The following is a 22,397-nucleotide window of genomic DNA, read 5'->3' as shown; positions in this document are numbered from 1 at the left end:
CAGTTATTGTGCATCGAATGTGTAGTAAACGTTGATTGACCCATCGTTTGAGTCTTGGTTGGCAGATTTTGCATGGTAGGAAATGGTCTGCCAATTAATTGAAACAGATCCGTTGCCGTCCTTAGTGAAGACTGGGTATTTTGGTGATTGAAGAGTTGCCCAGCCCGCATTTTGAAGGCCACTTTTGACTGAGTTCAAATCAGCGGATTTCAATGCATCAGTCTGACCTGAATCAACGTATTGCATTTCTGCGGCCGACTTAAAATCGTTGTTGATTTTTGAAAGGGCGTCTGAACTATATTTTCCTAAAGCTTGTTTAAAGTTCGCAAGATTGGTTGCTGAAAGTCCGGCAATATCTGCTGCGCTTAACTTGCTGTAAGTTGGGGTGTTGCCGCCGCCGACATCGGGGAACTCCCAACTATTGTCAACATAAGGCAATGAAGTTGGAACCAATTCTTGTGCATTGGCACTGTTGGAAGCAGAAGATGCGGCATACAACGCAAAGTTACTGGAATTAGCCGGTTTACCGACATTAATTGAAACTGATGAGCCGAATTTTGTTTGAGCCAGGGTTGTTTCCTGATCATCTGAGAGGTGTTCATTGTTTAGAATGTAACCCGTCCCGGATAATGATGATGCAGCGAGCGCATCGATTTCAACGACATCATTATCGTCCATTGTCCACTTGCCGGATTTTTGAGTTCCCAGAGTTGTTCCTTTTTTAGCGGGATCATCGGCATCTGTATTAACATAATCAATCGACTTGATGATCTTACCGGTCGCCGGATCGGTGAAATTGATTCTGACTGCGTTGTCAGCGATGGTTGTCGTGGCGTTATCTGCTTTTAGATAGACAGATCCGCCAAACTTGGTTTTTGCAAGATCTGCTAATTGTTCTGCAGATAAATCGTCCAGCTTATAACCGGATTTATTCAGAGCTGTGGAAATATCCGATTGAATGGCCTTTTGATCAGCAGCACTGAGAGAAGCCGTGCCACTTGACACAGAACCCAGCGTTTGACCGACTTGTGCGCTTTGGTTGGTGTAGTCGACGGTATCAACGACGGCATTTTCATCGTTGACAATGTTAATTCGAACGGTGTTGCCCGGAATTGGGTCGGCTGCTTTGACGGTCAGAGATGCTTTGTGGCCAAACTTGGCTTGGGCAAGGAAGCCGGCCTGGTTGCCGGACAATGTATCAAGTGCATATCCAGTGCCTTGAAGTGCCTGACGAACGGCAACCTGAATATTTGCCTGATCGTCGTTTCCAAGGGTCCATGAGGTACCATAAGGAACACCAAGCGGCTGATTGTACTTGGCATTTGCGTCAGTGTAATTGATGTAGCGAATCAAATTTCCCTTTGAGTCGACCAGGTCGATTCTCAAAGCGTTGTTGGGGATTGGTGATTCTGCCTGTCTGAGTCCTTTATAAAGGATCCAGCCATTAGCAGCAGAATCAGCCGAATTAATTGCGCTGATATGAACCCAGGTATCACCTTCACGGGTTCTGGTTCCAAACCCGTCAATCTTGAATGTGGTATCAGCATATCTGACTGAATCGCCAATTTGTTTGCCGGATTCATACACGGTGTTTAATGGGTCTTTGTATGTAACGGTTTTCCCGTCATTTTGAAAACCTGGCGCCGCAATTTTAAATGTATAGTTGCTTAAGCTTGAAGGAACACTGCTCTCATCAAAGGTTGTAAATTGTTCAAGCCCGCCGTTAAATTGACCGGCTTTTTTGCCACCATAGATCCAGCCACGGTATTTGCCGTCCAAAGAAGTCACCTTGTAATAGGTCGACCCTTTCTTGGTTGTTGCCTGACGATAGGCGGCAAAATTGTCACTGGATGATTTTGATGCTGCCAAATCTGTTAGAGCAGCTTTGGTTGCGATAATCCGAGCGCCCTTACTAATTTGAGGCTTTGAATAAAGTGCCGATGAACCGGTAAACGTGACACTTCGATTACTGGGATTACCGGTTAATTTTCGATTTGAAACAATCGTACCTGTACTGCTGGCATGGGCAGGCTGTACTGAAACACAACTGACCCCAAGCATTCCCAACGCAACCGCTGAGATAAAAATCGAACTTTTTAACTTAACAATCATTAATTTCATCTCCATGAATTCTTTTGATATATTACCCTGCAAACTCATAGTATCGTGAAATTGTTGTTTTGAAATGGAAATGGTTAAACATTTACTTAGGATTTACAAGACATTTACATTGGTTTTCTGAAAGATAATAAAAGGACCTGACAATTGGAAATGTCAGGTCCTACTTATATACTGATTAGAATTTTAGGCTCTATTTTACAAACTTCACTGCAGTTCCATACGCAGCGACTGATTGCATATCGCCTCCGATTGATCCCGAATCAAATCGCATCATGACAACTGCATCTGCTCCCATTTTCTGTGCGTTTTGTTTCAGACGGTCAACAGATGTATTTCGTGCTTCATCAAGCATCTTGGTATAATCCTTAATTTCGCCGCCGACAATATTTTTCAGGCCGGCACCAATGTTTCGGACAACGTTTTTGGATTGAGTGGTTAATCCGAAAACCTCACCAATAACTTCATATTCTTTTCCGGGAATGTGTTCAGTGGTAGAAACAATAAAATTATCTTCAGCCATAATTGATTCCTCCAATTGAGTTAGTCGATTCGCCATCATTATAGCTTAAATCGTCAGTGAGCAACATCATAAAAGAAAACCCGCCGGACCAGAAGTCAGACGGGATGCATTTGTGAGACGCTAAATGTGGTTTAGAAAAGATCGTCATCACCATGCACTAAATATTATAACGTGACTCAGATAGATTTACAAAGATAAATGTAACCGCTATTACTTAGACGGCTCAGCAACCTTAGCTTCCTGCTCTTGAGCAGCTTGTGCCAAAATGTTCAAGTAATTGAATGGGCGGTCAAATTGTGGCTGGAACAACATATCAACCATAGCCAAATCATCAATCGTATTTTCATTTTGGATACATACTGAAAGGGTGTTGGCAGATTGAGAAACATCGTAGGTGCTAAGAAGAGAGCCACCAAGAATTCTCCGTGAATCCGGATCGTAAACCAATGACATTAAGACGGGTTCGGTTGTTGGCATGAACTCAGGACGGTAGTTATCTTTGACGATCACTTCGCGGGCGTTAATGTTTTGGGTCTTAGCTGCAGCCAGAGTCAACCCGGTTGAAACGATGGTCTTGTCGTAGAGCTTCAATCCGGATGAAGATTGGGTGCCCATGTATTTAACAGTTGGCTTCTCAATGTTCTTGCCAACCAGGATTCCCTGACGAACCGCGTTGGTTGCCAGTGGAATATAGGCTAAATCGTGGGTTGGGTTGTAGTGAACGGCAACACTATCTCCCGCACCATAAATAGCAGGGTCAGAGGTCTGCATATATTCGTTGGTAATCAGAGCGCCATTGTCGGTCATTGCCAGCTTGCCTTTGAACAGGTCGGTATTAGGACGGAAGCCGACACACATGACAACCAGGTCGGTTTCATATGAACCTTTGGTGGTTTTAATCGTAACGGTATCGTCACCGGAAATTTCGGTAACCTGTTGGTCTAAGCCAAGGGTAACGCCGTGATCAGTGAAATCTTTTTCAACAATATCAGTGAATTCCTTGTCAAAATACTTGCTCATGATGCGGTCGGCACCGTCCAGCAAGGTAACGTCGTGGCCTCTGGTATTGTATGCTTCTGCCAATTCAGCGCCAATGTAGCCGGCACCAACGATGATGATGCGTTTCTTTTCAGGTGCGGTTTCAAATAATTCTTTGGCATGGTTCCAGTTTTTACATAGATAAACGTTCTTGTTGTCGATGCCCTTAATAGGTGGGATGACAGGCCATGAACCTGTAGTGACAACCAATTTGTCATAGGTATCTTCAAAAGCTTGATTGTTTTCAAGATCAGTGACTTCAATTGTTTTTTTAGCTGGGTCAACGTTGGTGACTTCGTGTTGCATCTTAACGTTGGCACCTAGTTTTTTAAGTTCGTCTGGGCTAGAATAGAACAAGCCTTGTGGATCCTTTACATGTCCCCCGAGATATAAGGCAATCCCACATGAAAGAAACGAAATATTATCATTCTTTTCGTAAACAGTCACCTCTGCATCGGGGTGTTCTGCTAAAATTGTTTTGATCGCAAAGGTTCCTGCGTGAGTACAACCAATAACTGCAACTTTCATATTATCTTCTCCTTCGAATTATAAAAAGATTCACAAGCACTTGCTTGTACTTACATATTACAAGTTGTGCAAACGATGTCAAGACCTTGACAAACGCGTTTGCTCTTCATGAGAGTCTGTTCACATAGTGCAATTGCCGTTAAATCAGCATTTAGGACGCAAGCGAAACAGTTGTGTACAACTTAAAAAATATTTTTGGAGGCCATTTTGAAATTTTCCTGGAATGTAACTAAAAACGACCCGCAGAGTTTGAAAAAATTTTTGAATACCAAAGGCATCAGTCACCGGATGTATAAGAGTATCAAGACGGGTGGCGGGGCCTTTGTCATTGGTGGCCGTCCAGTTGATGGAGCAGTTGAGCTCCATGATGGTGATCAAGTTGAAGTCACACTTCCGCCCGAAGCCAGTGATCCCAATGTGGCCGTTAGTGATGGACCAATTCGTATCATTTATGAGGATGACAACTGGCTGGTTGTCAACAAGCAGGCCGGCTTGACGGTTGTCCCGGGGCCTGCCAATCGAGATGATACGCTGGTTAATCGGGTGAAAGGGCATCTGGTTGAATCTGGAGCTGAAGATCTGGTTCCCCATATTATTACGCGGCTCGACCGGTTTACCAGCGGAATCGTCCTGATTGCCAAGCATCGTCTCGCAAATAGTCTGGCCAATGAAATGTTGGCAGCCAAGACGCTCCATAAACGATATCAGGCTGTGGTAAGCGGGGCCGACCTGCCTGACCACGGTTTGATTGACCAACCAATTGCCAAAGATCCAAACGGCTATGGCCAGATTATCAGCGAAGAAGGCAAATCAGCTCAAACCGAGTATACAGTCATGCGCCGATTAGCCGATCGGACACTCGTCGACGTGATTCTTCATACTGGCCGGACCCACCAAATTCGCGTTCATTTTGCTTCGATTGGTCATCCACTGCTTGGTGATGAACTCTATCACGGACCAATGAATTTAGGAATTAATCGGCAGGCCCTTCATGCATCCGAGATGGATTTTGAAGACCCGTTTTCAAACAGGGGGTTAAGCTTCCAGTCTCAACTCCCACAAGACATTTCAGCTCTTCTTGATTAGAAAGATACTCATATTGTGCACAAATGAACATTGTTAAATCAATGGTTAGATAACTTATACAAATTATAAATTAGAATTTGATGAAAGCGGGTTCATTTCCGTTGCCTTTATCCTGGATTCTGGTATAGTATGGTTATTAACTTAAGGAGGAGACTAGATATGTCTACCAATGGTGAATCGGATCAGACGATTCAAAAAATTATTGCTGAAATGGAAACTAATTTGTCTGTACTAACATGGATGAAGGGCGCGCAGGAAGACAAGGAAACTCAAGAGCATATCCGTGCTTTGAAAGCAGCCTTGCTGAAAGCAAAATCAGATTTAATTAAGGCGTAAGGTTTCAGTCTTTGGTTAGGCTCTAGTTTTTAACGACTATTAAATGATTTTAAAAGAATGTCTTACTGATATAATATATCGGTAGGACATTCTTTTTGTATACATATAAGGGAGGGGTAGGAATATGGCAGAAGCTAAAACAGCCATTTGTTTCATTGATCACCGTGAACATATGGAGATCGACGGTCGGTATCTCAAAGACTTGGAGCCCGCGACCAGAAATTTGATTAAGGGTGATTATCCAAAGTCAAAAGTAACCGACTTTATTTGTGACCATGATTTATTAAAGTATCAACTGATGAGAGTGGATGGAATGGTTAACTCGGATGTGAAGCAGACCCAAAAAATCAGCCGCCGGTTAACCAAAGCGATGCAGAGCGATGACTATGATATTGTCGATGTTAACGATAATTTGGCTAAGAGTTTGACGTTTGGCCAGCGGGTTTCGGATGCCGTTGCCCGTTTTGGTGGTAGCTGGGGTTTCATTGGGGTTTTCACGTTTGTGCTCGTTGCATGGATGTGCATTAATGCGCTCCATTTGTTTGGGATGCACTTTGATCCGTATCCATTTATTTTGTTAAACCTGGCGCTGAGCTGTATTGCTGCCATTCAGGCACCCATCATCATGATGAGTCAGAATCGAGCCGCCGATCGTGACCGGATGAGTTCTGAAAACGACTACCACGTTAATCAGAAATCGGAACATGAATTAAGAATTTTACATGCAAAGCTGGATAATCTAACCCAAAATCAGCTGCCTCATTCATTGGAAATCCAGAAGTTGGAGATTGAAATTCTTGGTCAAATTCGCACTGAACTTGATATGATTCAACGAAATCAATTAGGCAACCCTAAGAGTGGGTTAAATGAAAATCCACAGCAGGAAAATGAAAACAGCTCTGAAAAGGACAGCTAAATTACTTCCTACGTTTTGACAATAAATGAAAACTTCAGTAATATATGATGTAACACATAATGCATGTTCATTTATTAGGAGGATTTTTTTGATAACCGTTAGAGAAGCACAGCAGGATGACGCGGGCCAGATAGCCCCGTTGATTGATATTATTTTTGATGAAATGGAACTTGATGAATTAGAAGACGTTCCCGAACCTGGATTAGCCAAGGTCATCACGAGGGCTTACCAGACAGACACGTATCTGTCGAGTAAGGCATCCACCGTGGTGGCCGAGGCCAATGGCCAAGTTGTTGGGGTTGTGTTTGGATACCCCAGCGAAAACGAGGACGATATCAACAAGGTTCTGATTAATTTATCGAAAAAGAGTGCCGATTTTAAAGAGCCGTATATTCCTGATTCCGAAACCAATACCGACGAATGGTACTTGGATTCAATTGCCGTAGATCCTGATTGGCAGGGCCATGGAATTGGCAGTAAATTACTGGCTGCCGTTCCCAGAATGGCATTGAATGACGGAAAATCAGTGATCGGCTTGAACGTTGATTTCGAAAATCCTGAAGCAAAAAAATTATATGAACGTAAAGGTTTTAAGACTGTCGGCACCCAAATGATCGGGGACCATCTGTATGATCATATGCAAAGGGCAGCTAAGCAACACAGTCTTTTATACGTATAACAGCAACGAAGGAGCCGTGACAAAACTAACGTTTTGTTCACGGCTCCTTTTTGCATTTTTACTTTTATATAGCCATAACGCGTTCCGAAAGGCCGCTTCCTATGCATAATCTAGAATAACTTTCCGAGCTTTCAGCTCAAAAAAGTTATTCTAGGTTATGCTACGACGGCCATGAAATGCCTAGCCTATTTGGCGGAAGCAAAAGCGTCTTTCGTCACGCTCACTTTTTGTCATATATAGTTGACACAATGGCTCGACAGTTTTATATTGTTAATGACATATATATGTGACATAAAATCAAGGGAGGCCAACTAATGTGAACAGAGTCAGGGAATATCGAAAGAATCGGGGGCTTTCCCAGTTTGCTTTGGCTGAGAAGGTAGGCGTTGCCAGACAGACGATTAATTTAATCGAGAATGACAAGTACAACCCGTCACTCAAACTTTGTATTAGTTTGGCCGAGGAATTGGGAACAGATTTAAATACATTATTTTGGAAAGTGGATGAAACTCAATGAAAGCTTTTTGATTAAGATCATGCGTTATTTCTTCAGCATCCGGGGCGTACTGGATGAGCATAGCATTAGGGAAATTAATAAGGTAGCAACGAATGCGTTTATGTATTTATGGATTTATACAGGTTTTGCCAATGTTGCTTTACTCATGGGTTCCGATAAGTTTTTGACGCATTCCACTTTAATCTGGTTTTTGTTTGTTAATTTGATCGTTGCTTGGGGTGGCGTGAGTTTTTACGTTACGCGAAAGGTTTCAAAATTAAAATTAAATTATCATGAAGTATCAGTCGAGGAATATCCCAAGGCGGTTCATCAAGCGATTATTCATGGCGCATGGTTTGGCATTATTTATGGTATGTTTTGCTATTTCTTGCTTACAGGGGTTCAGGGGACGTTTTCACTCTCCAGAATATTATTTACCCTGTTTATCATCGTGGTGGGTTGGACATCAGATACCCAAAGAGAAATTGGTCATATTGTTAAAGTTGAGTAAAAGATTGAAAAGGTGGGCTATTCATGAAAGTTAAAGAAAGTATTGGAACCAAGATCATTAAGCACTGGTTTGGCATTCACGGACCACTGGATGAATACAAGCGCATGGAAATTGGTCGGATTGCGACTAATGCATATATGATTTTGGCTGTGTATATGCTGCTTTCCAGTGTTGCAGCAGCATTTGTTGCGAATAGTAATCCTGGAAAAGCATTAGTATGGCTCATAATGGGCAATGTGGTAATGGTTGGATTTGTAATTAATATTTATTTATTGATCGCCACAAATCGAGCCCACATTATTGATAGAGAGATTCGTGCAAGCAGTCGGAAACAGGCAATTAAAAAAGCAATCATCAGAGGCATTGGTCTTGGAATCTATGTGGGGGTCTTCATGTTTTTTGTGAAAATTGTTCTGGATTGGTTTTTTGATGGAACAAATCCGGTTCAAAACATGCAGCGTGCAAATACAATTTGGAAAGCAGTCGAATCCGGCTTGCTCTTTGGAGTCTTAATGTGTGGGTATGATATATTTACCACCAAAGTTTATAAAGAATAACAGGGATTTTTAACCGGCATCGATGTTCGACTTGCACAAATCCAACAGGACAAGTAAGATTGTTTTTGCATGATTTTCTCGAAATTAATTCTGCAAAAAGGGGATTCATATGGAAGACAATATTAAGCTTGGCGACCCGATTTTTGACAAGATGCTGTTTGTACTGGACAAGCCGGTCAATGACAAGAACCACCGTGATTATCGGTTCGATAATGAAGAATTGGTTCAGATCAGCGATGGTATTTGGGCGATGCCGGCCTACATGAAGGATGACGATGATTTCAGCATGTTCTTCATCATTACTGAGATTGATGACGGCAACACGGTGTTGGCATTTTCTACCGGTGAGAAGAAGGGCGAACAATTTTCGTTGAGTAATCCGATTATTACCGGAGAAGCACTTAATCTGCTGGTCAAGCATGACAAGGATCGTGCCGCTTCAATTCTGCATTTTCTGGATCAAATCTCCAAAGCCGATGAAGGCAACTGGCGGATGGTCGAATAATTGGCGGTTGCTTTTTTACAGCAAGCTGATAGACTTACATTTGATTTGAATTTTAATGACTATTCAGGAGTAAGAGTATGAAACTTACATTGGACGAAACTGCAGCCAAATTTAATGTTAGTCCGGCAGAAATTGCAGCTTATATTCAGAATGGATTGGTGCCCGGCAGAACTGATTCTGCCAGCGTCTCCGATTTTGATGAGACTGATATGTATTGGGTTGACATGGTTCACTGTTTTATTGAGAACGGTTCGTCAATTGATGATATTAAGCAGCTGATTAAACATTGTAATATATAGTACAAAGTTATTGTTAAACAAAGAATTGAATGATATTCTAGGCATGAGGGGTATTGGCGCTCTTTAAGTAATTAATTAGATGATCGTTTGTATAACTGTTAGATTGCACAAGTAATGTGACAAATGAGTTCCATCGTGCGAATAAAAGCACTTTGAGTATTCGGTTATAAACCGGATCAGTATTCGAGTATGAACGAAGTGATATTTGATTAAAACCATCGAGTTGCCGATTCCCCTCAGGAAAGGCCAGTGCAGTTTTGCCCTGGTCTTTTTCTTTGACGTGGAATGAAAACGTTGCCAACCACACGGGATAATGTTATATTGTCGTGGTTGAAAATGATGATTAAGAAGAGGTGTCTGTCATGTCAAACATACTAGTAGTAATTGCGAGACCGGAAAGTCCAAAATCCAGGACGTTGAAAGTATTAAAAGTCTTTATGGATGAGTATGTTAAAACCCACCCAGAGGATAAAATCCAAACATTAGATTTGTATCAAACAAATTTCCAGGAAATCGATGGCGAACTTTTGTCTGCATGGGATATGTTGGAGAATGGCCAGTCATTTGCCGATTTGAGCTCAGTCCAACAGACAAAAGTCACTGAATTCAATGATGCGACCGACCAATTTCTGGCCAGTGATAAAGTAATTATTGCCAATCCACTGGTTAACTTGATGATTCCAACCAAATTGAAGGCTTGGATTGATTCAATCACCGTGGCTGGTAAAACATTTAAATACACTGAGACAGGGGCAATTCCATTGACTCGGGGCAAAAAGGTGATGCATATTCAGGCTGCCGGCGGAAAATATAATAATCAAGATTTTGGGACTCAGTATGTAAAGGAAATCCTTGGCTTCATTGGTGTTCAATCAGTTGAGAAATTGAGTGTTGAGGGGATGGATCATTTCCCGGATCAGGCAGATCAGATTATCGAGAATGCGAAAATTGAGGCCAAAAGAATGGCTGACGAATTTTAATACTGACCTTGGGACCCGTTGGAATATTGACGAGTCCTTTTCATTTGGATTGATTGAATTAAAAATTTACGGTATCCCTAAAAGGATTGTTCGTTCCTTATGGAAATTTTCACCAAGTAATGCAATAATGTTAATAGATTGGAGTGATTAATTGATGGCTGAAAAAAATCATGATCACGAAGAATTGGCCGGTGCCAAGTTTTTCTGGGTAACCGTTCTAAACGTTGTTATTACAATCGCTGAATTTGTTGGTGGTGCGTTGTCTGGGAGTCTTTCATTAATTTCGGATGCCTTTCATAACGCGGGAGATTCGGTTTCAATTGTTTTCAGTTTCGCTGCCAGCCGCATCAGTAAACGGCGTCAAAACGCTCGAAATACGTTTGGATATAAGCGAGCTGAAATCATCGCCGCATTTTTGAACTCGATTGCCTTGGCATTGATTTGTGTGTTCCTGGTGATTGAAGCGGTGAAGCGGATCAGCAATCCTCAACCGATTAACGGTAATTTGATGCTGACAATTGCAGTGATTGGCTTGGCAGCCAATGTACTGTCGGCTTATTTGTTGAATTCTGGATCAAAAAGCAGCTTGAATATGAAAGCAACCTACCTTCACATTTTGAGTGACGCCTTGTCGTCAGTTGCAATCATCTTTGGCGGAATTTTGATTGATTTGTACAATTGGACGTTGGCAGACCCGATTGTCACAATCCTGGTTGCAGTGTACATTTTTTACGAGTCAATCCCAATTATCCGCCAGACACTACGGATATTGATGCAGGGCGCTCCGAACCTTGACTATGATCAAATCAAACACGATTTGCTGCAGATCGACGGCGTCTTTAGCGTTCATCACGTTCATGCATGGTCGATTGATGAGAACAACATTATCTTTTCTGCCCATATCAATATGCATGACATGAAGATAAGTGAAGCTCAGCCGATTTATTCGGAGATTAGCAAAGTATTAAAGGACAAGTACCACATGTGCCACGTCACGATTCAGGCTGAAACAACCCGGGGCGAGCACGAAGATATGATTTACGATCGCGGAAATGACATTCCATAAAATATAGGAGATTTTGAGCCTAATGACCCCAATGAAAGAGGACTATTTAAAGATTATATTTGAACTTGGCGGCACTGATGACTTGGTCAGCAACAAACAGATTGCCATCAGCTTGAATATCGCTGCCGGTTCAGTCACTGAAATGGTGAATAAGATGGTCGACGAAAAGCTGGTCACCCATGAACCTTATTCAGGTGTTCAATTGACGAAGAAAGGCAAACGATACGCAGAAGAGCTGGTTCGCAAGCATCGAATCTGGGAGACGTTTCTTGCAGATACACTGCATTACGATATTTCAGACGTTCATGATGAGGCGGAATTACTGGAGCATGTCACTTCGGATAAGATGATCGACCATTTGGACGACTTTTTGGGCAACCCGAAACGTTGTCCTCATGGCGGCGTTATTCCAGATAAGAATGGTAATTATCACCCGGATCATGATAAACTTCTTTCGGATACAAAAGACGGCGATGAAGTCGTTGTTAATCGTTTTATTGATAATCATGATCTGCTGACCTTATTGGGCGATATTAAGCTTGATATTGGCGACAGGTTAAAAATTATTTCTCATGATCCCTTTGAAGGTTCAGTCTCGGTTAAGAATTTGACGGATAAGAAAAAATTGGTGATTGGATTTAAAACGGCCCATTATGTTTTCGTGAGGTGATTGAGATGGCAGACACTGCAACTCGACAGGAGAATTATGATCATTTGGTGTTAAACACCTGTGTGCTTGCAGGAAGAATTATGATTGAATCCGGGTCGGAAATGTCACGGGTCAATGACACCATTATGCGGATTGCCAAAAATGCCGGGTTAAAAGATGCCCAGGTCTATGCCACCCTGACTGGAATTATCATGTCTGGCGGCGTCAAAGAAGTTGGTGCAGAGGTTGGCTCCATTGACAAACGGGCCTTTGATATGGAAAAGGTGGCCAAAGTGAATGAGCTTTCGCGCGCTTACGCTGCCAAAAAGATTGATATCTATGAGTTCAGAGATGATCTGATTCATATTGACGATCTGGTTGCCAATTTTCCGTTATGGCTTCAGACCCTTGGTGCAGGGCTGGTCAGTGGAACCCTGGTCGTGGTCTTTCAGAATAATTTACCAGATTTCTGGATTACGTTTATTGTCGGCATGTGCGGCTGGGCAGTCTATTATTTCTTGAATATTTATATTCAAATTCGCTTTTTGAGTGAGTTCTTGGCGGCGGTAGTCGTTGGTGCGCTGGCGCTGATCGCCGTGAAAAACGGGATTGGCTACAAGGCGGACGATATTATCATTGGCGGCATGATGCCGCTGGTCCCGGGGATTCCGTTGACTAATGCGGTTCGGGATGCGTTGTCGGGGAATCTGATCAGTGGACCTGCACGGGGAATTGAGGCTTTGATCAGTGCTTGTGCACTGGGCTTTGGTGTGGCAATTGCGCTGCACTTCTTTTGAGGGATGCTTATGAATCTGTTTATTATTAAATGCATTTGCGTATACTTTTCAGGGATTGGTTTTGGCTTAATTGTCAATCTCCCCCACCGGGCGTTGAATGTTGCCGGGATCACCGCGACTTTAAGTTGGCTGGTGTATTACGTTATCATCAATACTTGGGGTGGCTTGGGTGCACCCAATTTCTTTGGTGGGCTGACCATCGGGTTGGTCTCAGTGGTAATTGCCCATATCAAAAAAATGCCGAGTATTTTATTTGATGTACCAGGATTGGTGCCACTGGTTCCAGGGGGCCAAGCGTACAACACGATTAAAAACTTTGCTCTGGGCGATTACCAAGTCGCATTCAATTACTTATCAGAAGTGGTTTGGATTGCCGGATCGATAGCCCTTGGGTTCATCGTGGCTGAACTGATCAATAAAATTCGAATTAAAATTAAATACCTGCCATTTGGCTGGGGAAAATGAAAATCATACTGTTAAGCGGTTTGCTTACAGGTACGCTTTTCAAGTATGGATCATTAAGAGTAACGATTGAGAAGTTAAACGAAAGTTTGGCTTCTATTTTTTGCATTCTTTTACAAATCACTTAGTTGACAAATGACTAAATGGGCGTATTCTTTGTGTTGAACAATATTATATGACATATAATATTATGGAGGTGACAATATGGCAATTCAAATAAGTTCAGAACTATTAGACGGATGTGTGCTGGGGATTCTAAACGACAAGGATTACTACGGTTACGCCTTAACCCAGAAAGTCCAAGAGTCGATCTCCGTGTCGGAGTCGACCATGTATCCAGTCTTGCGACGATTAAAAAAAGGTGACTTGCTGACGACCTACGATGAGCCATACCAGGGTCGGAATCGACGGTATTACAAGATCACACCGGAAGGGAAAAAACAATTTGGCATTATCCAACAGGAATGGCAGGACTTCAAAACAGGAATTGATAAAATGTTAGGGGATGATCAGGATGAATGATTTTATTGAAGAATTTCGGGCTTTGCTCGGCCAATTAAGTCCAGAAGAACGGGATGAAGCCGTTGACTTTTATACCGAATATTTACAGGATGGCGGCTATGATTCTTATGACGACTGTGTCAGAGAGTTGGGAACGCCTCATCAGCTGGCAAGAAAAGTGTTGGCTGATTACTCGATTCGAACATTGAATGAGCCGGCATCCGATGGGAGTCGCAAGAAGCAACCGAAAAATGATGTTAAAACTATTTGGCTGATTGTCTTGGCTGTTCTTTCAACACCGGTCACGATTCCATTGGCTCTTGGGATCTTTGGCTTATCAATTGGAATCTTTGTGACTGCATTTGGCGTTATTGTCGGCTTGCTTGGCCTGCTCTTCGGAGTTATGTTTGGCGGCCTTGGAAGTTTGGTCGTCGGAATTGGCGTGTTGCCGACAGATGCATGGCTTGGCTTGCTCTACACTGGCACTGGCCTGATGATCGTTGGTTTGATTGTCATGATGACCCCAGTATTCTCAGCAGCATTTAACGGCGTCATTCGTGGCGTTACAAACTTTTCTCGTTGGGCATACCGAAAGCTTGTTCCGAAAAATCGTGCTGAAAAGCACGGAAGGGGGCCACAACAATGAAAAAATCAATGATTATTGGGCTTTCATTAACGATCCTTGGCGGGATTATGTTTGCCCTCGCTATTGGCCACACGGGCTTTAAGACGATTGTGTGGGATAACGGCTTTAAGGTTGAAGATGAACATGCAAGAGCTACTAAGATGGTCTCCAAAGATCTGAAGGGATCGGTTAATCAGATTGATTTTCGAACTGAAAGTGCGGTGGACATTCAATCAGGCGACGTCAAACAACCAACTATTTCTTATCCCAAATTCAATACAGTTAAGCAGCATGGGAGAACATTGACGATTACCGGCGAACAGCAGCATCGCACCCGCATCATTGGATTCAGTATTGAAAGCTATAATAATGGCGGTGGACGGATTATCATTACGATTCCTAAGAAGCATCATTTGGACGGAATCTCTGGACGAAATTATAACGGTATTTCGATTAAGAATTTGAACGTCAACAATGTTAAGCTGATGGGCGAAGCAGATATCAGCCTGGAAAATGTCAAATCACGGTCTGGACTTACTTTGAAGAATACCGATGATACTTCTATGAAGAATGTGACAGCCCCTGGCATTACCCAAACCAGCGATGGTGGCGATTTAACTTATCAAAACGCCGACTTCTCAGATGGTGCTACAACCATTTCAACTGACGGTGGTGACGTTTCATTTGCCTCCACAAAGTTAAAGGACACCATGATCAACAGCGACGGTGGCGATATCACGTTGAATCACAATAATGTGACCGGTTCAATCATCGCCACCACAGACGGCGGTGACATTGATGCCATTATTCCAAACCGTAAGAAGGTTCAGGTAAATGCCAGTGTCGATGGTGGTGACGTATCAATGTTTGGCCATGACAATCATTCATGGCAGATGTCCAAGCAGAACCTTGCGTTGTATCGTTTGTCCTCAGATGGCGGCGATGTGACGGTTCGCTAACAAACAATCTAAGCAATTTTTAACGAAAAAGGACCCGCAAATTCAGTATTGCATTAACTGAATTTGCGGGTCCTTTTGTTTATTCTGTTCGTATTGTTAGTTGATTGAACTTATCTTAGAATTCCGAATATAAAGCTGATGGCTAAAATGACCAGGACAATCGTTGTAATTACGACATATAGATTGTCACCTTCACGATAAAATGAGTAGATTGATACGACTACTCGTAAAACCGGTGTCAAAATCAACAGGAAAATGCCCAGCATCATGATTGCATAGGGCTTGAGTGTGGCGATGCCGGCCCAAATATCAGTAAAATCAGTCGGGAAGGCGTTGTTTGGATAGCCACCATTTCCCTTAACAATCAATAGAATTAAGCCAACCAACATCACGGTTGCGGAAATCATGACCCCCAACCGGAGAATCTTTCCGATGATCAGTTGAACGTCAGCCATTTCTTCATTCATTTGTTCTTTTGTATTCTTGTCCATTTTATCTGATCCCCTTCAAGAACATTTCAATGCCGATATAAAACAGGATGGGAACAAAAATCATCCGGATGGTTCGCGCCGACATATCCCGCATGATCCGTGATCCCCCACGGGCACCAACTAGGATTCCCAACGCCAGTGGAACGGCAATCATTGGCTTGATTGAACCGTTGAAGAAGTACACGGTGGCACTGGCTGCCGCGGTGACACCCATCATTAGGTTACTGGTTGATGTGGACGGCTTGAGCGGCATTTTCATAACCGTGTCCATTGCCATTACTTTGAAGGCACCTGAACCAATTCCAAGCAGGCCACTGGCAATTCCTGCTCCGTACATGACGGCCAGGCCGCCGGGGATGTGTTCAACTTGATAATTAATTGTTTTGCCTTCCACGTTATCAAAATAGTTGCTGTCCAGCTTGAATTTTGACGATAACTTGTCAGGGTGGGCAAGATGGAGCACTTCCTGGTGGCTGATCAGTTTGCGAATCATATTATATCCAGAGAATAATAGCAGTAATCCAAATAATATGTAGAGATACTTTGGATCGATGACACCGGTCAGCAAAGCACCGCTTAAAGCACCGAGGGTTGTCGCAATTTCCAGAAACATTGCCACCCGCAGATTGAGAACCTTATCCCGCAGATAGGCAATTGTAGCACCGGAACTGGTTGCGATAACCGCAATAATGCTGGCACCAATCGCGTATTTAATATCCACGCCCATGATCAGTGTCAAAATGGGGGTCAGAATAATGCCACCGCCCAAACCGAGAATGGCTCCGGCAAACCCGGCGAACATTCCGATTGCAATCATCAATAAAGCATAATTTATCAAGTCTCTCACTCCTTGTCATTTCTTTAACCAACTCACAAGATTATACACTTTCTGTAAATAATTAAAAGACAGCAAAAATTTTCAGAAACCAAAAACAGGTTTCCGATTTGTGATATACTCATTTTTGAGTAATACATACGAGAGGTTGTTGAAATGATGTACGGAAATGAAGACTACATGCTCATGGAACGAGATCCGAACCGTTTGGTCAAACTGATTGTCAGTCTATGCTTTACAGCATTGCTTGCAGTTTCAGTGGCGTTTAATTTTGACTATTTGCAATTTTTGGATTCAGTTTTTACCACGGCCATCCAAGGAACTTCTCCGACTCCCGGACTTGAGCATTTCTACTCAATTATCACGTTTTTATCAAGCCCTGTGATGGACGGGTTTTGGGTCTTTATTGCTGCTTTTTTCCTGTGGGGATTTAAATACAAAGTTCCTGCGTTGTGGGCTTTACTCACAATTGGAAGTGGTGGGGTCATCGACCTTGTTGTCAAGCAGCTGGTTCGCCGACACCGGCCACCGTTACATCTTGGCGTTGATAATGGTTATAGCTTCCCAAGTGGACACGTCATTGGCTTTTTCTTTGTCGCCGGGGTATTGTGGATTATTGTCCTACCGCTGATTGAACACGCTTTGATCCGAATCGTTCTTAAAGCGCTGTTGGTAGTTGGGCTCGTCTTGGTGATGCTTTCCCGGATTTATTTAAACGCCCACTTTCCAACAGATACCATTGGTGCCTGCCTAGTTGGTTATTCATGGCTATTATTTGCGGAAATGTTGTACGCACAATATGCCCCACAGGTAGCCAGGTACCGTTTTGTTGTTCATACTAAAATATAGTTTTGGGATGTCGGGGGTATTGTCCCCGGCACTTTTTATTAAGGAGAAATAGCTGTGCAATTACCGATGAAGACCAACAGAATTACTATCACAAAGATAACAGCAGATGACCTTGAAGCGTATGAAAAACTGATTTCATTTCCGCAAATTGCTGAGGGTGCCGGTTTTAATTTGATCAGCAATAAACAAATGCTGGGCGAACTGGCCAAACGTCAGATTGCAAATGACAACACATTTGGGATTCGCGTTCATGATCAGCTGGTTGGGGCAATCTTGTTGTATGAACAAATTGGCCAATGTGGTTTTCCGGACGAAGCCAATCTGGAAATCAGCTATTTTCTTGATCCGGAACTGTGGAATCAAGGGCTCATGACTGAAGCACTGGAGAAACTCGTTGAGGTTTTCAAGCAGACTTCTGAAGTGAGAACGTTCAATGCCGAAGTGTTTGTGGATAACGTTTCATCAAAAGCTTTATTGGGACAAGTTGGATTTCAACAAGTTTCCACGGTCATTGATCCGTTGGTCGGCAGAAAAAAGTTGATTTACAAGCTTGAATTGTAATTTCAAAAATCTTTCAAGTTTGTCAATTCCACTTAAGTGAGTTACAATTTTGATTGTCAAAGTTATTTACAAACTAAATCATTCAATATATTCGAGTAGAGGCGCATTCATCAAAAGTATATTTCAGGAACTTGAAGGAAGTTATGACTGAAGTAAAAAGGGATGAATGCCGAAACAAATAGTTGCCTTCCATCTATTTGTTGGGTCCCAGTTTAAGAGGCTGGGGACTGTCGCGGAATTCCGCGGAGAGCTATCAAGATGTTGAGAAACTTCATTGTCTCTTTCAATATTTTGAAAGGGATTTTTTTGTAGATTTGGTTTTGAAATTATTTTATATAGGAGACGAAAAAATGAACGAAAACGAGAACCAAGAAGCCACTGGGCAGGTCAAGCGGGGATTAAAAGCCCGCCACGTGTCAATGATCGCCTTGGGCGGATGTATCGGAACCGGACTTTTCGTAGCCAGTGGTTCTGCAATCAGCCAGGCGGGTCCTGGTGGGGCGCTGACAGCATATGTTTTGATGGGCCTGATGGTTTACTTCTTAATGACCAGCTTGGGCGAAATGGCGACAAATATGCCGATTTCAGGGTCATTTGCCGCATACTCATCAAAGTACGTAGATCCTGCGTTGGGATTTGCAATGGGTTGGAATTATTGGTTCAACTGGGCAATTACCGTTGCTGTTGATATCAGTACGGCTGCTTTGGTTATGAAATTCTGGCTGCCAAACGTGCCGGCCTGGATTTGGAGTGCCATTGCGTTATTAATCATTTTCTTGATTAATGCGATGTCAGTCAGCACATTTGGCGAAACTGAATTTTGGATGTCGGCCATTAAAGTTGTCACCATCATTGTCTTTTTGGCAGTTGGATTCCTGACAATCTTCGGTATTATGGGCGGTCATTTTGTCGGGATGCGAAACTTCTCCATTAAGCAGGCGCCATTTGTCGGTGGATTTCCCGCTATTTTGAGTGTTTTCGTGGTCGCAGGATTCTCGTTTCAGGGAACTGAGCTGGTCGGAATTACCGCTGGTGAATCACAAGATCCGCAACACAGTGTGCCAAAAGCAATCAACGAAGTCTTCTGGCGGATTATTTTATTCTATATTTTGACAATTTTCGTGATTGCAGCGATCATTCCTTATACCAGTCATTCACTGTTGGGCTCAAGTGCGACCGACATTGCCATCAGTCCATTTACCCTGGTCTTTCAGAGAGCGGGGCTTGCCGCAGCTGCCAGCGTCATGAACGCGGTTATTTTGACGTCAGTGATTTCGTCGGCCAACTCAGGAATGTATGCTTCGACTCGGATGCTTTACTCACTGTCAAATAGTGGATATGCGCCCAAGTCACTTGGAAAGACAGCACCTAACGGGATTCCATATTATTCACTGCTGGTCACGACATTTGTGTCTTTGTTGACCTTCATTTCCAGTATTGCAGGTCCAAAAATTTACATGTGGTTGGTTGCAGCTTCCGGGCTGACCGGGTTTATTGCCTGGTTCGGAATTGCCATCTCACATTACCGGTTTAGAAGAGCCTTTGTTAAGCAGGGGCACAGTATCAGTGAATTGAAGTATCATGCCAAGCTGTTCCCGTTTGGGCCGGTTCTTTGTTTAATCTTGTGTATTCTGGTTATTGTCGGCCAAAACCCACAGGCATTTGCCAACTTTGATTGGAAACAAATTCTGGTCACTTACATGAGTGTGCCATTAGTACTGGTTCTCTATATTTGGTACAAGATTAAGCACCATACGAAAATCATTCCTTTGGATCAGGTTGACGTTTCCCCATCTCACAAAGAAGAAAACCTTTCAGAATTGAACAACAAGTAATATATTAATTTGTAATTGGTCTATCCATCCGGATAGGCCAATTTTATTATTTATTGGCGCAAGGCTTGATATTACATATCAATGTTTGGTACAATTTCAACAATTGGTATATTTAAAACATGAGGAGAGAGATAGATGAAAAAATTAATTTCCAAAGGTAAATTTGAAAGAATGAACAAATTATCCAATGATGAAGATATTATCGATGCATTGGCGTTAGACCAGCGTGGATCGCTTGTTAAGGGTATGAAAAAAGCTTCCGAAAAATACGGAAAGCTTTTCAGTATGAAGATGGTTTATGATTTCAAAGAAATTGTTTCTGAAATTCTGAGTCCGTTGAGTTCTGCAGTACTGCTTGATGAGCAGATGGGATTCAAAGCAATCCAATCAAAGGCTAAAGATACCGGTTTAATCATGTCTTACGAAAAAACCGGCTATGATGCTGATACGCCCGGCCGCTTGCCCAGCTTGATTCCCGACCAGTCCGCCCAAATTATGGTTGAAAAGGGTGCAGATGCCCTAAAAGTGTTGGTTTACTACAATCCAAACGATCCTGATGAGATTAACGATGTTAAAAAAGCATTCGCAGAACGTTACGGAACGGAAGGTTTGGCTGCCGAGACACCAACGTTCTTTGAAATTGTGACGTATGACGATCGTTATGACAGCAAGTCACTCGACTTCGCGAAGATCAAGCCTGAATTGGTATTGAAGTCGATGAAGGAATTCACTCAGGATAAATACCACATTGATGTCTTGAAGATGGAAATTCCATTTAACCCAACCTATGTCAAAGAGTGGGCAGATGGGGATGATTATGCCTACACTGAGGATCAGGCCAAAGGCTATCTCAAAGAGCTCAGTGATGAAGCAACCCGTCCGTTCATTTTCTTGAGTGCCGGTGTGCCAACCCCGGTTTTCCAGCGAGAACTTAAGTTAGCCGGGGATGCCGGTGCCAAGTTCAACGGTGTGTTAAGCGGCCGGGCAACTTGGCTCGAAGGCGTCGATATTTACATCCGTGACGGTAAGGATGGCTTGGTCGATTGGTTGAAGCGTAAAGGCACTAAGAACGTAACCGAATTGACTCAAATCTTGTCTGAGAACGCCACACCGTGGTTTGAAGCATACGGTGGCAAAGACAATATTCAAGTCGTTGACATTTCTGACATAAAATAAATTCCACAATATGTTGCATAACTGCTGCCTAACTAGTACAACATGTAGCGTTAACGAAATCGATTAAGAGAATTTAACACACATTTAAATGTTAGGGGAATAATTATGCTTGTACTTGCTGGAACAATTGGTGCCGGAAAAACGTCATTAACCAAGATGCTTTCTGAGCATTTGGGAACACCTGCTTACTATGAATCTGTTGAAAACAACCGGATCCTGCCGCTATTTTACAAGGATCCTAAAAAGTATGCTTTTCTGCTGCAAATCGATTTTTTGAATCGGCGTATGGATGACATCAAAAAAGCTTGGGGAAACAGTGAAAGTGTTCTGGATCGTTCAATTTTCGAGGATTCATTGCTTTTCCACTTAAACGCCGATCTTGGTCGGGCAACCGAAACAGAGGTCAACATCTACGATTCGCTCCTGCAGAACATGATGCAGGAGATGGCGGCTGCTGACCATAGCAAGAATCCGGATCTCCTGATTCACATCAACATCTCTTTTGAGACAATGTTGAACCGAATCCAGAAACGGGGCCGGTCGTTTGAACAGATCGATAACGATCCGGATTTGTATCAATACTACAAGGATTTAAATAATCGTTATCAAAACTGGTACCGGGAATATGATAAATCACCGAAAATTCAGATTGACGGTGATAAGTACGATTTTGTTGAAAATGATGCCGATAAGAATAAAGTGATTGACATGATTGATGCCAAGGTCGAAAAACTGGCGATTTAAGGGCAGTCTCCCCTTGTGATTTCTGGATTGATTGGTTATAATCAGATGCAGATAAAACGTTTTGTGCCTATCAAGTAGATTTCAGAGAGACAGTGGCCGGTGTGAACTGTTATCGAATATTCCAGCACAAGTAAACGGGCAGGCAATGCTGCACGGTGTATGCCGTTACCATACTTTGAGAGTCCGACAAGATACTGTCGGGAACTTGGGTGGTACCGCGAAAAGGATCCTTCGTCCCATAGACGAAGGGTCCTTTTTCTATATATTTGGGAGGA

Annotated in this window: 27 protein-coding genes and 1 riboswitch; of the genes, 22 read left to right on the top strand and 5 right to left on the bottom strand. The window is 42.8% G+C overall.

Annotation, left to right across the window (positions count from 1 at the left end; translation table 11 throughout):
- Nucleotides 1–3: 3 nt before the first annotated feature.
- The 3 genes from FD17_RS08980 to FD17_RS08970 form a co-directional block, all read right to left on the bottom strand.
- Nucleotides 4–2,112 carry a hypothetical protein gene (locus FD17_RS08980; RefSeq protein WP_057825767.1) on the bottom strand — a complete coding sequence of 703 codons (2,109 nt, stop codon included), beginning with the start codon at nt 2,110–2,112 and terminating at the stop codon, nt 4–6.
- A 199-nt stretch (nt 2,113–2,311) separates the two neighbouring features.
- Nucleotides 2,312–2,641 carry a heavy metal-binding domain-containing protein gene (locus tag FD17_RS08975; RefSeq protein WP_057825765.1) on the bottom strand — a complete coding sequence of 110 codons (330 nt, stop codon included), beginning with the start codon at nt 2,639–2,641 and terminating at the stop codon, nt 2,312–2,314.
- 210 nt (nt 2,642–2,851) lie between these two features.
- On the bottom strand, nt 2,852–4,207 hold the full coding sequence (locus FD17_RS08970; protein WP_057825761.1) for an FAD-dependent oxidoreductase: 1,356 nt from the start codon (nt 4,205–4,207) through the stop codon (nt 2,852–2,854).
- Between the two features lie 207 nt (nt 4,208–4,414).
- On the opposite strand from FD17_RS08970, the gene FD17_RS08965 reads away from it, so the two are divergent.
- The 17 genes from FD17_RS08965 (at nt 4,415) to FD17_RS08890 (ending at nt 15,631) form a co-directional block, all read left to right on the top strand.
- Complete coding sequence (locus FD17_RS08965; RefSeq protein ID WP_057825758.1) at nt 4,415–5,293, top strand: RluA family pseudouridine synthase; 879 nt, start codon at nt 4,415–4,417, stop codon at nt 5,291–5,293.
- A gap of 159 nt (nt 5,294–5,452) precedes the next feature.
- A complete protein-coding gene (locus FD17_RS13340; protein WP_164479012.1) occupies nt 5,453–5,629 on the top strand; it encodes a hypothetical protein in 177 nt (58 codons plus the stop codon).
- A gap of 124 nt (nt 5,630–5,753) precedes the next feature.
- A complete protein-coding gene (locus FD17_RS08960; protein WP_057825755.1) occupies nt 5,754–6,545 on the top strand; it encodes a DUF1003 domain-containing protein in 792 nt (263 codons plus the stop codon).
- Nucleotides 6,546–6,633: 88 nt separating this feature from the next.
- On the top strand, nt 6,634–7,224 hold the full coding sequence (locus tag FD17_RS08955) for a GNAT family N-acetyltransferase (RefSeq protein WP_057825754.1): 591 nt from the start codon (nt 6,634–6,636) through the stop codon (nt 7,222–7,224).
- Nucleotides 7,225–7,540: 316 nt separating this feature from the next.
- Nucleotides 7,541–7,741, top strand: coding sequence for a helix-turn-helix transcriptional regulator (locus tag FD17_RS08950; RefSeq protein WP_057825752.1), 201 nt, complete (start codon nt 7,541–7,543; stop codon nt 7,739–7,741).
- Nucleotides 7,728–8,231, top strand: a complete 504-nt coding sequence (locus tag FD17_RS08945; protein ID WP_057825749.1) for a DUF3278 domain-containing protein — start codon at nt 7,728–7,730, stop codon at nt 8,229–8,231. Before FD17_RS08950 ends, FD17_RS08945 begins: the two co-directional genes overlap by 14 nt.
- A gap of 23 nt (nt 8,232–8,254) precedes the next feature.
- On the top strand, nt 8,255–8,788 hold the full coding sequence (locus FD17_RS08940) for a DUF3278 domain-containing protein (RefSeq protein WP_057825747.1): 534 nt from the start codon (nt 8,255–8,257) through the stop codon (nt 8,786–8,788).
- A gap of 109 nt (nt 8,789–8,897) precedes the next feature.
- On the top strand, nt 8,898–9,293 hold the full coding sequence (locus FD17_RS08935) for a hypothetical protein (RefSeq protein ID WP_057825746.1): 396 nt from the start codon (nt 8,898–8,900) through the stop codon (nt 9,291–9,293).
- A 77-nt stretch (nt 9,294–9,370) separates the two neighbouring features.
- Nucleotides 9,371–9,592: a MerR family transcriptional regulator gene (locus FD17_RS08930; RefSeq protein WP_057825745.1), complete on the top strand. Its 222-nt coding sequence runs from the start codon at nt 9,371–9,373 to the stop codon at nt 9,590–9,592.
- A 362-nt stretch (nt 9,593–9,954) separates the two neighbouring features.
- A complete protein-coding gene (locus FD17_RS08925; RefSeq protein ID WP_057825743.1) occupies nt 9,955–10,572 on the top strand; it encodes an FMN-dependent NADH-azoreductase in 618 nt (205 codons plus the stop codon).
- 154 nt (nt 10,573–10,726) lie between these two features.
- Nucleotides 10,727–11,638: a cation diffusion facilitator family transporter gene (locus tag FD17_RS08920; RefSeq protein WP_057825741.1), complete on the top strand. Its 912-nt coding sequence runs from the start codon at nt 10,727–10,729 to the stop codon at nt 11,636–11,638.
- A 22-nt stretch (nt 11,639–11,660) separates the two neighbouring features.
- Nucleotides 11,661–12,308: a metal-dependent transcriptional regulator gene (locus tag FD17_RS08915; RefSeq protein WP_057825739.1), complete on the top strand. Its 648-nt coding sequence runs from the start codon at nt 11,661–11,663 to the stop codon at nt 12,306–12,308.
- 5 nt (nt 12,309–12,313) lie between these two features.
- Nucleotides 12,314–13,084 (top strand): threonine/serine exporter family protein, encoded by a 771-nt coding sequence (locus tag FD17_RS08910; protein ID WP_057825738.1) that lies wholly within the window; start codon nt 12,314–12,316, stop codon nt 13,082–13,084.
- 9 nt (nt 13,085–13,093) lie between these two features.
- The gene (locus tag FD17_RS08905) at nt 13,094–13,549 is read left to right on the top strand and encodes a threonine/serine exporter family protein (RefSeq protein ID WP_057825736.1); all 456 of its coding nucleotides are present in this window, start codon (nt 13,094–13,096) and stop codon (nt 13,547–13,549) included.
- A gap of 201 nt (nt 13,550–13,750) precedes the next feature.
- Entirely contained in the window at nt 13,751–14,068 is a 318-nt protein-coding gene (locus FD17_RS08900) for a PadR family transcriptional regulator (RefSeq protein ID WP_057825734.1), read from the top strand.
- Complete coding sequence (locus FD17_RS08895) at nt 14,061–14,693, top strand: DUF1700 domain-containing protein (protein WP_057825732.1); 633 nt, start codon at nt 14,061–14,063, stop codon at nt 14,691–14,693. Before FD17_RS08900 ends, FD17_RS08895 begins: the two co-directional genes overlap by 8 nt.
- Nucleotides 14,690–15,631 carry a DUF4097 family beta strand repeat-containing protein gene (locus tag FD17_RS08890; protein ID WP_057825730.1) on the top strand — a complete coding sequence of 314 codons (942 nt, stop codon included), beginning with the start codon at nt 14,690–14,692 and terminating at the stop codon, nt 15,629–15,631. Before FD17_RS08895 ends, FD17_RS08890 begins: the two co-directional genes overlap by 4 nt.
- Before the next feature lie 110 nt (nt 15,632–15,741).
- On the opposite strand, the gene FD17_RS08885 is transcribed toward FD17_RS08890, so the two are convergent.
- Together FD17_RS08885 and FD17_RS08880 are read right to left on the bottom strand one after the other, a co-directional pair.
- Entirely contained in the window at nt 15,742–16,122 is a 381-nt protein-coding gene (locus FD17_RS08885) for a DUF1634 domain-containing protein (RefSeq protein WP_057825728.1), read from the bottom strand.
- Nucleotide 16,123: 1 nt separating this feature from the next.
- Nucleotides 16,124–16,960 carry a sulfite exporter TauE/SafE family protein gene (locus FD17_RS08880; RefSeq protein ID WP_057825726.1) on the bottom strand — a complete coding sequence of 279 codons (837 nt, stop codon included), beginning with the start codon at nt 16,958–16,960 and terminating at the stop codon, nt 16,124–16,126.
- 153 nt (nt 16,961–17,113) lie between these two features.
- Here FD17_RS08880 and FD17_RS08875 point away from each other — a divergent pair, with 153 nt between their 5' ends.
- The 5 genes from FD17_RS08875 to FD17_RS08855 all read left to right on the top strand — a co-directional run bounded on the left by FD17_RS08875 (nt 17,114) and on the right by FD17_RS08855 (nt 22,122).
- Nucleotides 17,114–17,806, top strand: a complete 693-nt coding sequence (locus FD17_RS08875; protein WP_235803200.1) for a phosphatase PAP2 family protein — start codon at nt 17,114–17,116, stop codon at nt 17,804–17,806.
- Nucleotides 17,807–17,860: 54 nt separating this feature from the next.
- A complete protein-coding gene (locus tag FD17_RS08870) occupies nt 17,861–18,367 on the top strand; it encodes a GNAT family N-acetyltransferase (protein ID WP_057825724.1) in 507 nt (168 codons plus the stop codon).
- 88 nt (nt 18,368–18,455) lie between these two features.
- Nucleotides 18,456–18,628: riboswitch (Lysine riboswitch) on the top strand.
- An 89-nt stretch (nt 18,629–18,717) separates the two neighbouring features.
- Nucleotides 18,718–20,202, top strand: a complete 1,485-nt coding sequence (locus FD17_RS08865) for an amino acid permease (protein WP_057825721.1) — start codon at nt 18,718–18,720, stop codon at nt 20,200–20,202.
- 135 nt (nt 20,203–20,337) lie between these two features.
- A complete protein-coding gene (locus FD17_RS08860; protein WP_057825719.1) occupies nt 20,338–21,378 on the top strand; it encodes a tagatose 1,6-diphosphate aldolase in 1,041 nt (346 codons plus the stop codon).
- A gap of 105 nt (nt 21,379–21,483) precedes the next feature.
- Entirely contained in the window at nt 21,484–22,122 is a 639-nt protein-coding gene (locus FD17_RS08855; protein WP_057825718.1) for a deoxynucleoside kinase, read from the top strand.
- The last annotated feature ends 275 nt before the right edge of the window (nt 22,123–22,397 follow it).

It is taken from the genome of Lentilactobacillus sunkii DSM 19904, assembly GCF_001435575.1.
In the GTDB taxonomy this organism is placed as follows: Bacteria; Bacillota; Bacilli; order Lactobacillales; family Lactobacillaceae; genus Lentilactobacillus; species Lentilactobacillus sunkii.
Note: the sequence above shows the minus strand (reverse complement) of the source record. Positions and strands in the feature narration are given on the sequence as shown.

Bases quoted from the DNA above. Each gene is read 5' to 3' on its own strand.
- FD17_RS08980 (WP_057825767.1), bottom strand. From the start codon at position 2,112: ATGATTGTTAAGTTAAAAAGTTCGATTTTTATCTCAGCGGTTGCGTTG.
- FD17_RS08975 (WP_057825765.1), bottom strand. From the start codon at position 2,641: ATGGCTGAAGATAATTTTATTGTTTCTACCACTGAACACATTCCCGGA.
- FD17_RS08970 (WP_057825761.1), bottom strand. From the start codon at position 4,207: ATGAAAGTTGCAGTTATTGGTTGTACTCACGCAGGAACCTTTGCGATC.
- FD17_RS13340 (WP_164479012.1), top strand. From the start codon at position 5,453: ATGTCTACCAATGGTGAATCGGATCAGACGATTCAAAAAATTATTGCT.
- FD17_RS08960 (WP_057825755.1), top strand. From the start codon at position 5,754: ATGGCAGAAGCTAAAACAGCCATTTGTTTCATTGATCACCGTGAACAT.
- FD17_RS08945 (WP_057825749.1), top strand. From the start codon at position 7,728: ATGAAACTCAATGAAAGCTTTTTGATTAAGATCATGCGTTATTTCTTC.
- FD17_RS08940 (WP_057825747.1), top strand. From the start codon at position 8,255: ATGAAAGTTAAAGAAAGTATTGGAACCAAGATCATTAAGCACTGGTTT.
- FD17_RS08935 (WP_057825746.1), top strand. From the start codon at position 8,898: ATGGAAGACAATATTAAGCTTGGCGACCCGATTTTTGACAAGATGCTG.
- FD17_RS08930 (WP_057825745.1), top strand. From the start codon at position 9,371: ATGAAACTTACATTGGACGAAACTGCAGCCAAATTTAATGTTAGTCCG.
- FD17_RS08925 (WP_057825743.1), top strand. From the start codon at position 9,955: ATGTCAAACATACTAGTAGTAATTGCGAGACCGGAAAGTCCAAAATCC.
- FD17_RS08920 (WP_057825741.1), top strand. From the start codon at position 10,727: ATGGCTGAAAAAAATCATGATCACGAAGAATTGGCCGGTGCCAAGTTT.
- FD17_RS08915 (WP_057825739.1), top strand. From the start codon at position 11,661: ATGACCCCAATGAAAGAGGACTATTTAAAGATTATATTTGAACTTGGC.
- FD17_RS08910 (WP_057825738.1), top strand. From the start codon at position 12,314: ATGGCAGACACTGCAACTCGACAGGAGAATTATGATCATTTGGTGTTA.
- FD17_RS08905 (WP_057825736.1), top strand. From the start codon at position 13,094: ATGAATCTGTTTATTATTAAATGCATTTGCGTATACTTTTCAGGGATT.
- FD17_RS08900 (WP_057825734.1), top strand. From the start codon at position 13,751: ATGGCAATTCAAATAAGTTCAGAACTATTAGACGGATGTGTGCTGGGG.
- FD17_RS08895 (WP_057825732.1), top strand. From the start codon at position 14,061: ATGAATGATTTTATTGAAGAATTTCGGGCTTTGCTCGGCCAATTAAGT.
- FD17_RS08890 (WP_057825730.1), top strand. From the start codon at position 14,690: ATGAAAAAATCAATGATTATTGGGCTTTCATTAACGATCCTTGGCGGG.
- FD17_RS08885 (WP_057825728.1), bottom strand. From the start codon at position 16,122: ATGGACAAGAATACAAAAGAACAAATGAATGAAGAAATGGCTGACGTT.
- FD17_RS08875 (WP_235803200.1), top strand. From the start codon at position 17,114: ATGATGTACGGAAATGAAGACTACATGCTCATGGAACGAGATCCGAAC.
- FD17_RS08865 (WP_057825721.1), top strand. From the start codon at position 18,718: ATGAACGAAAACGAGAACCAAGAAGCCACTGGGCAGGTCAAGCGGGGA.
- FD17_RS08860 (WP_057825719.1), top strand. From the start codon at position 20,338: ATGAAAAAATTAATTTCCAAAGGTAAATTTGAAAGAATGAACAAATTA.
- FD17_RS08855 (WP_057825718.1), top strand. From the start codon at position 21,484: ATGCTTGTACTTGCTGGAACAATTGGTGCCGGAAAAACGTCATTAACC.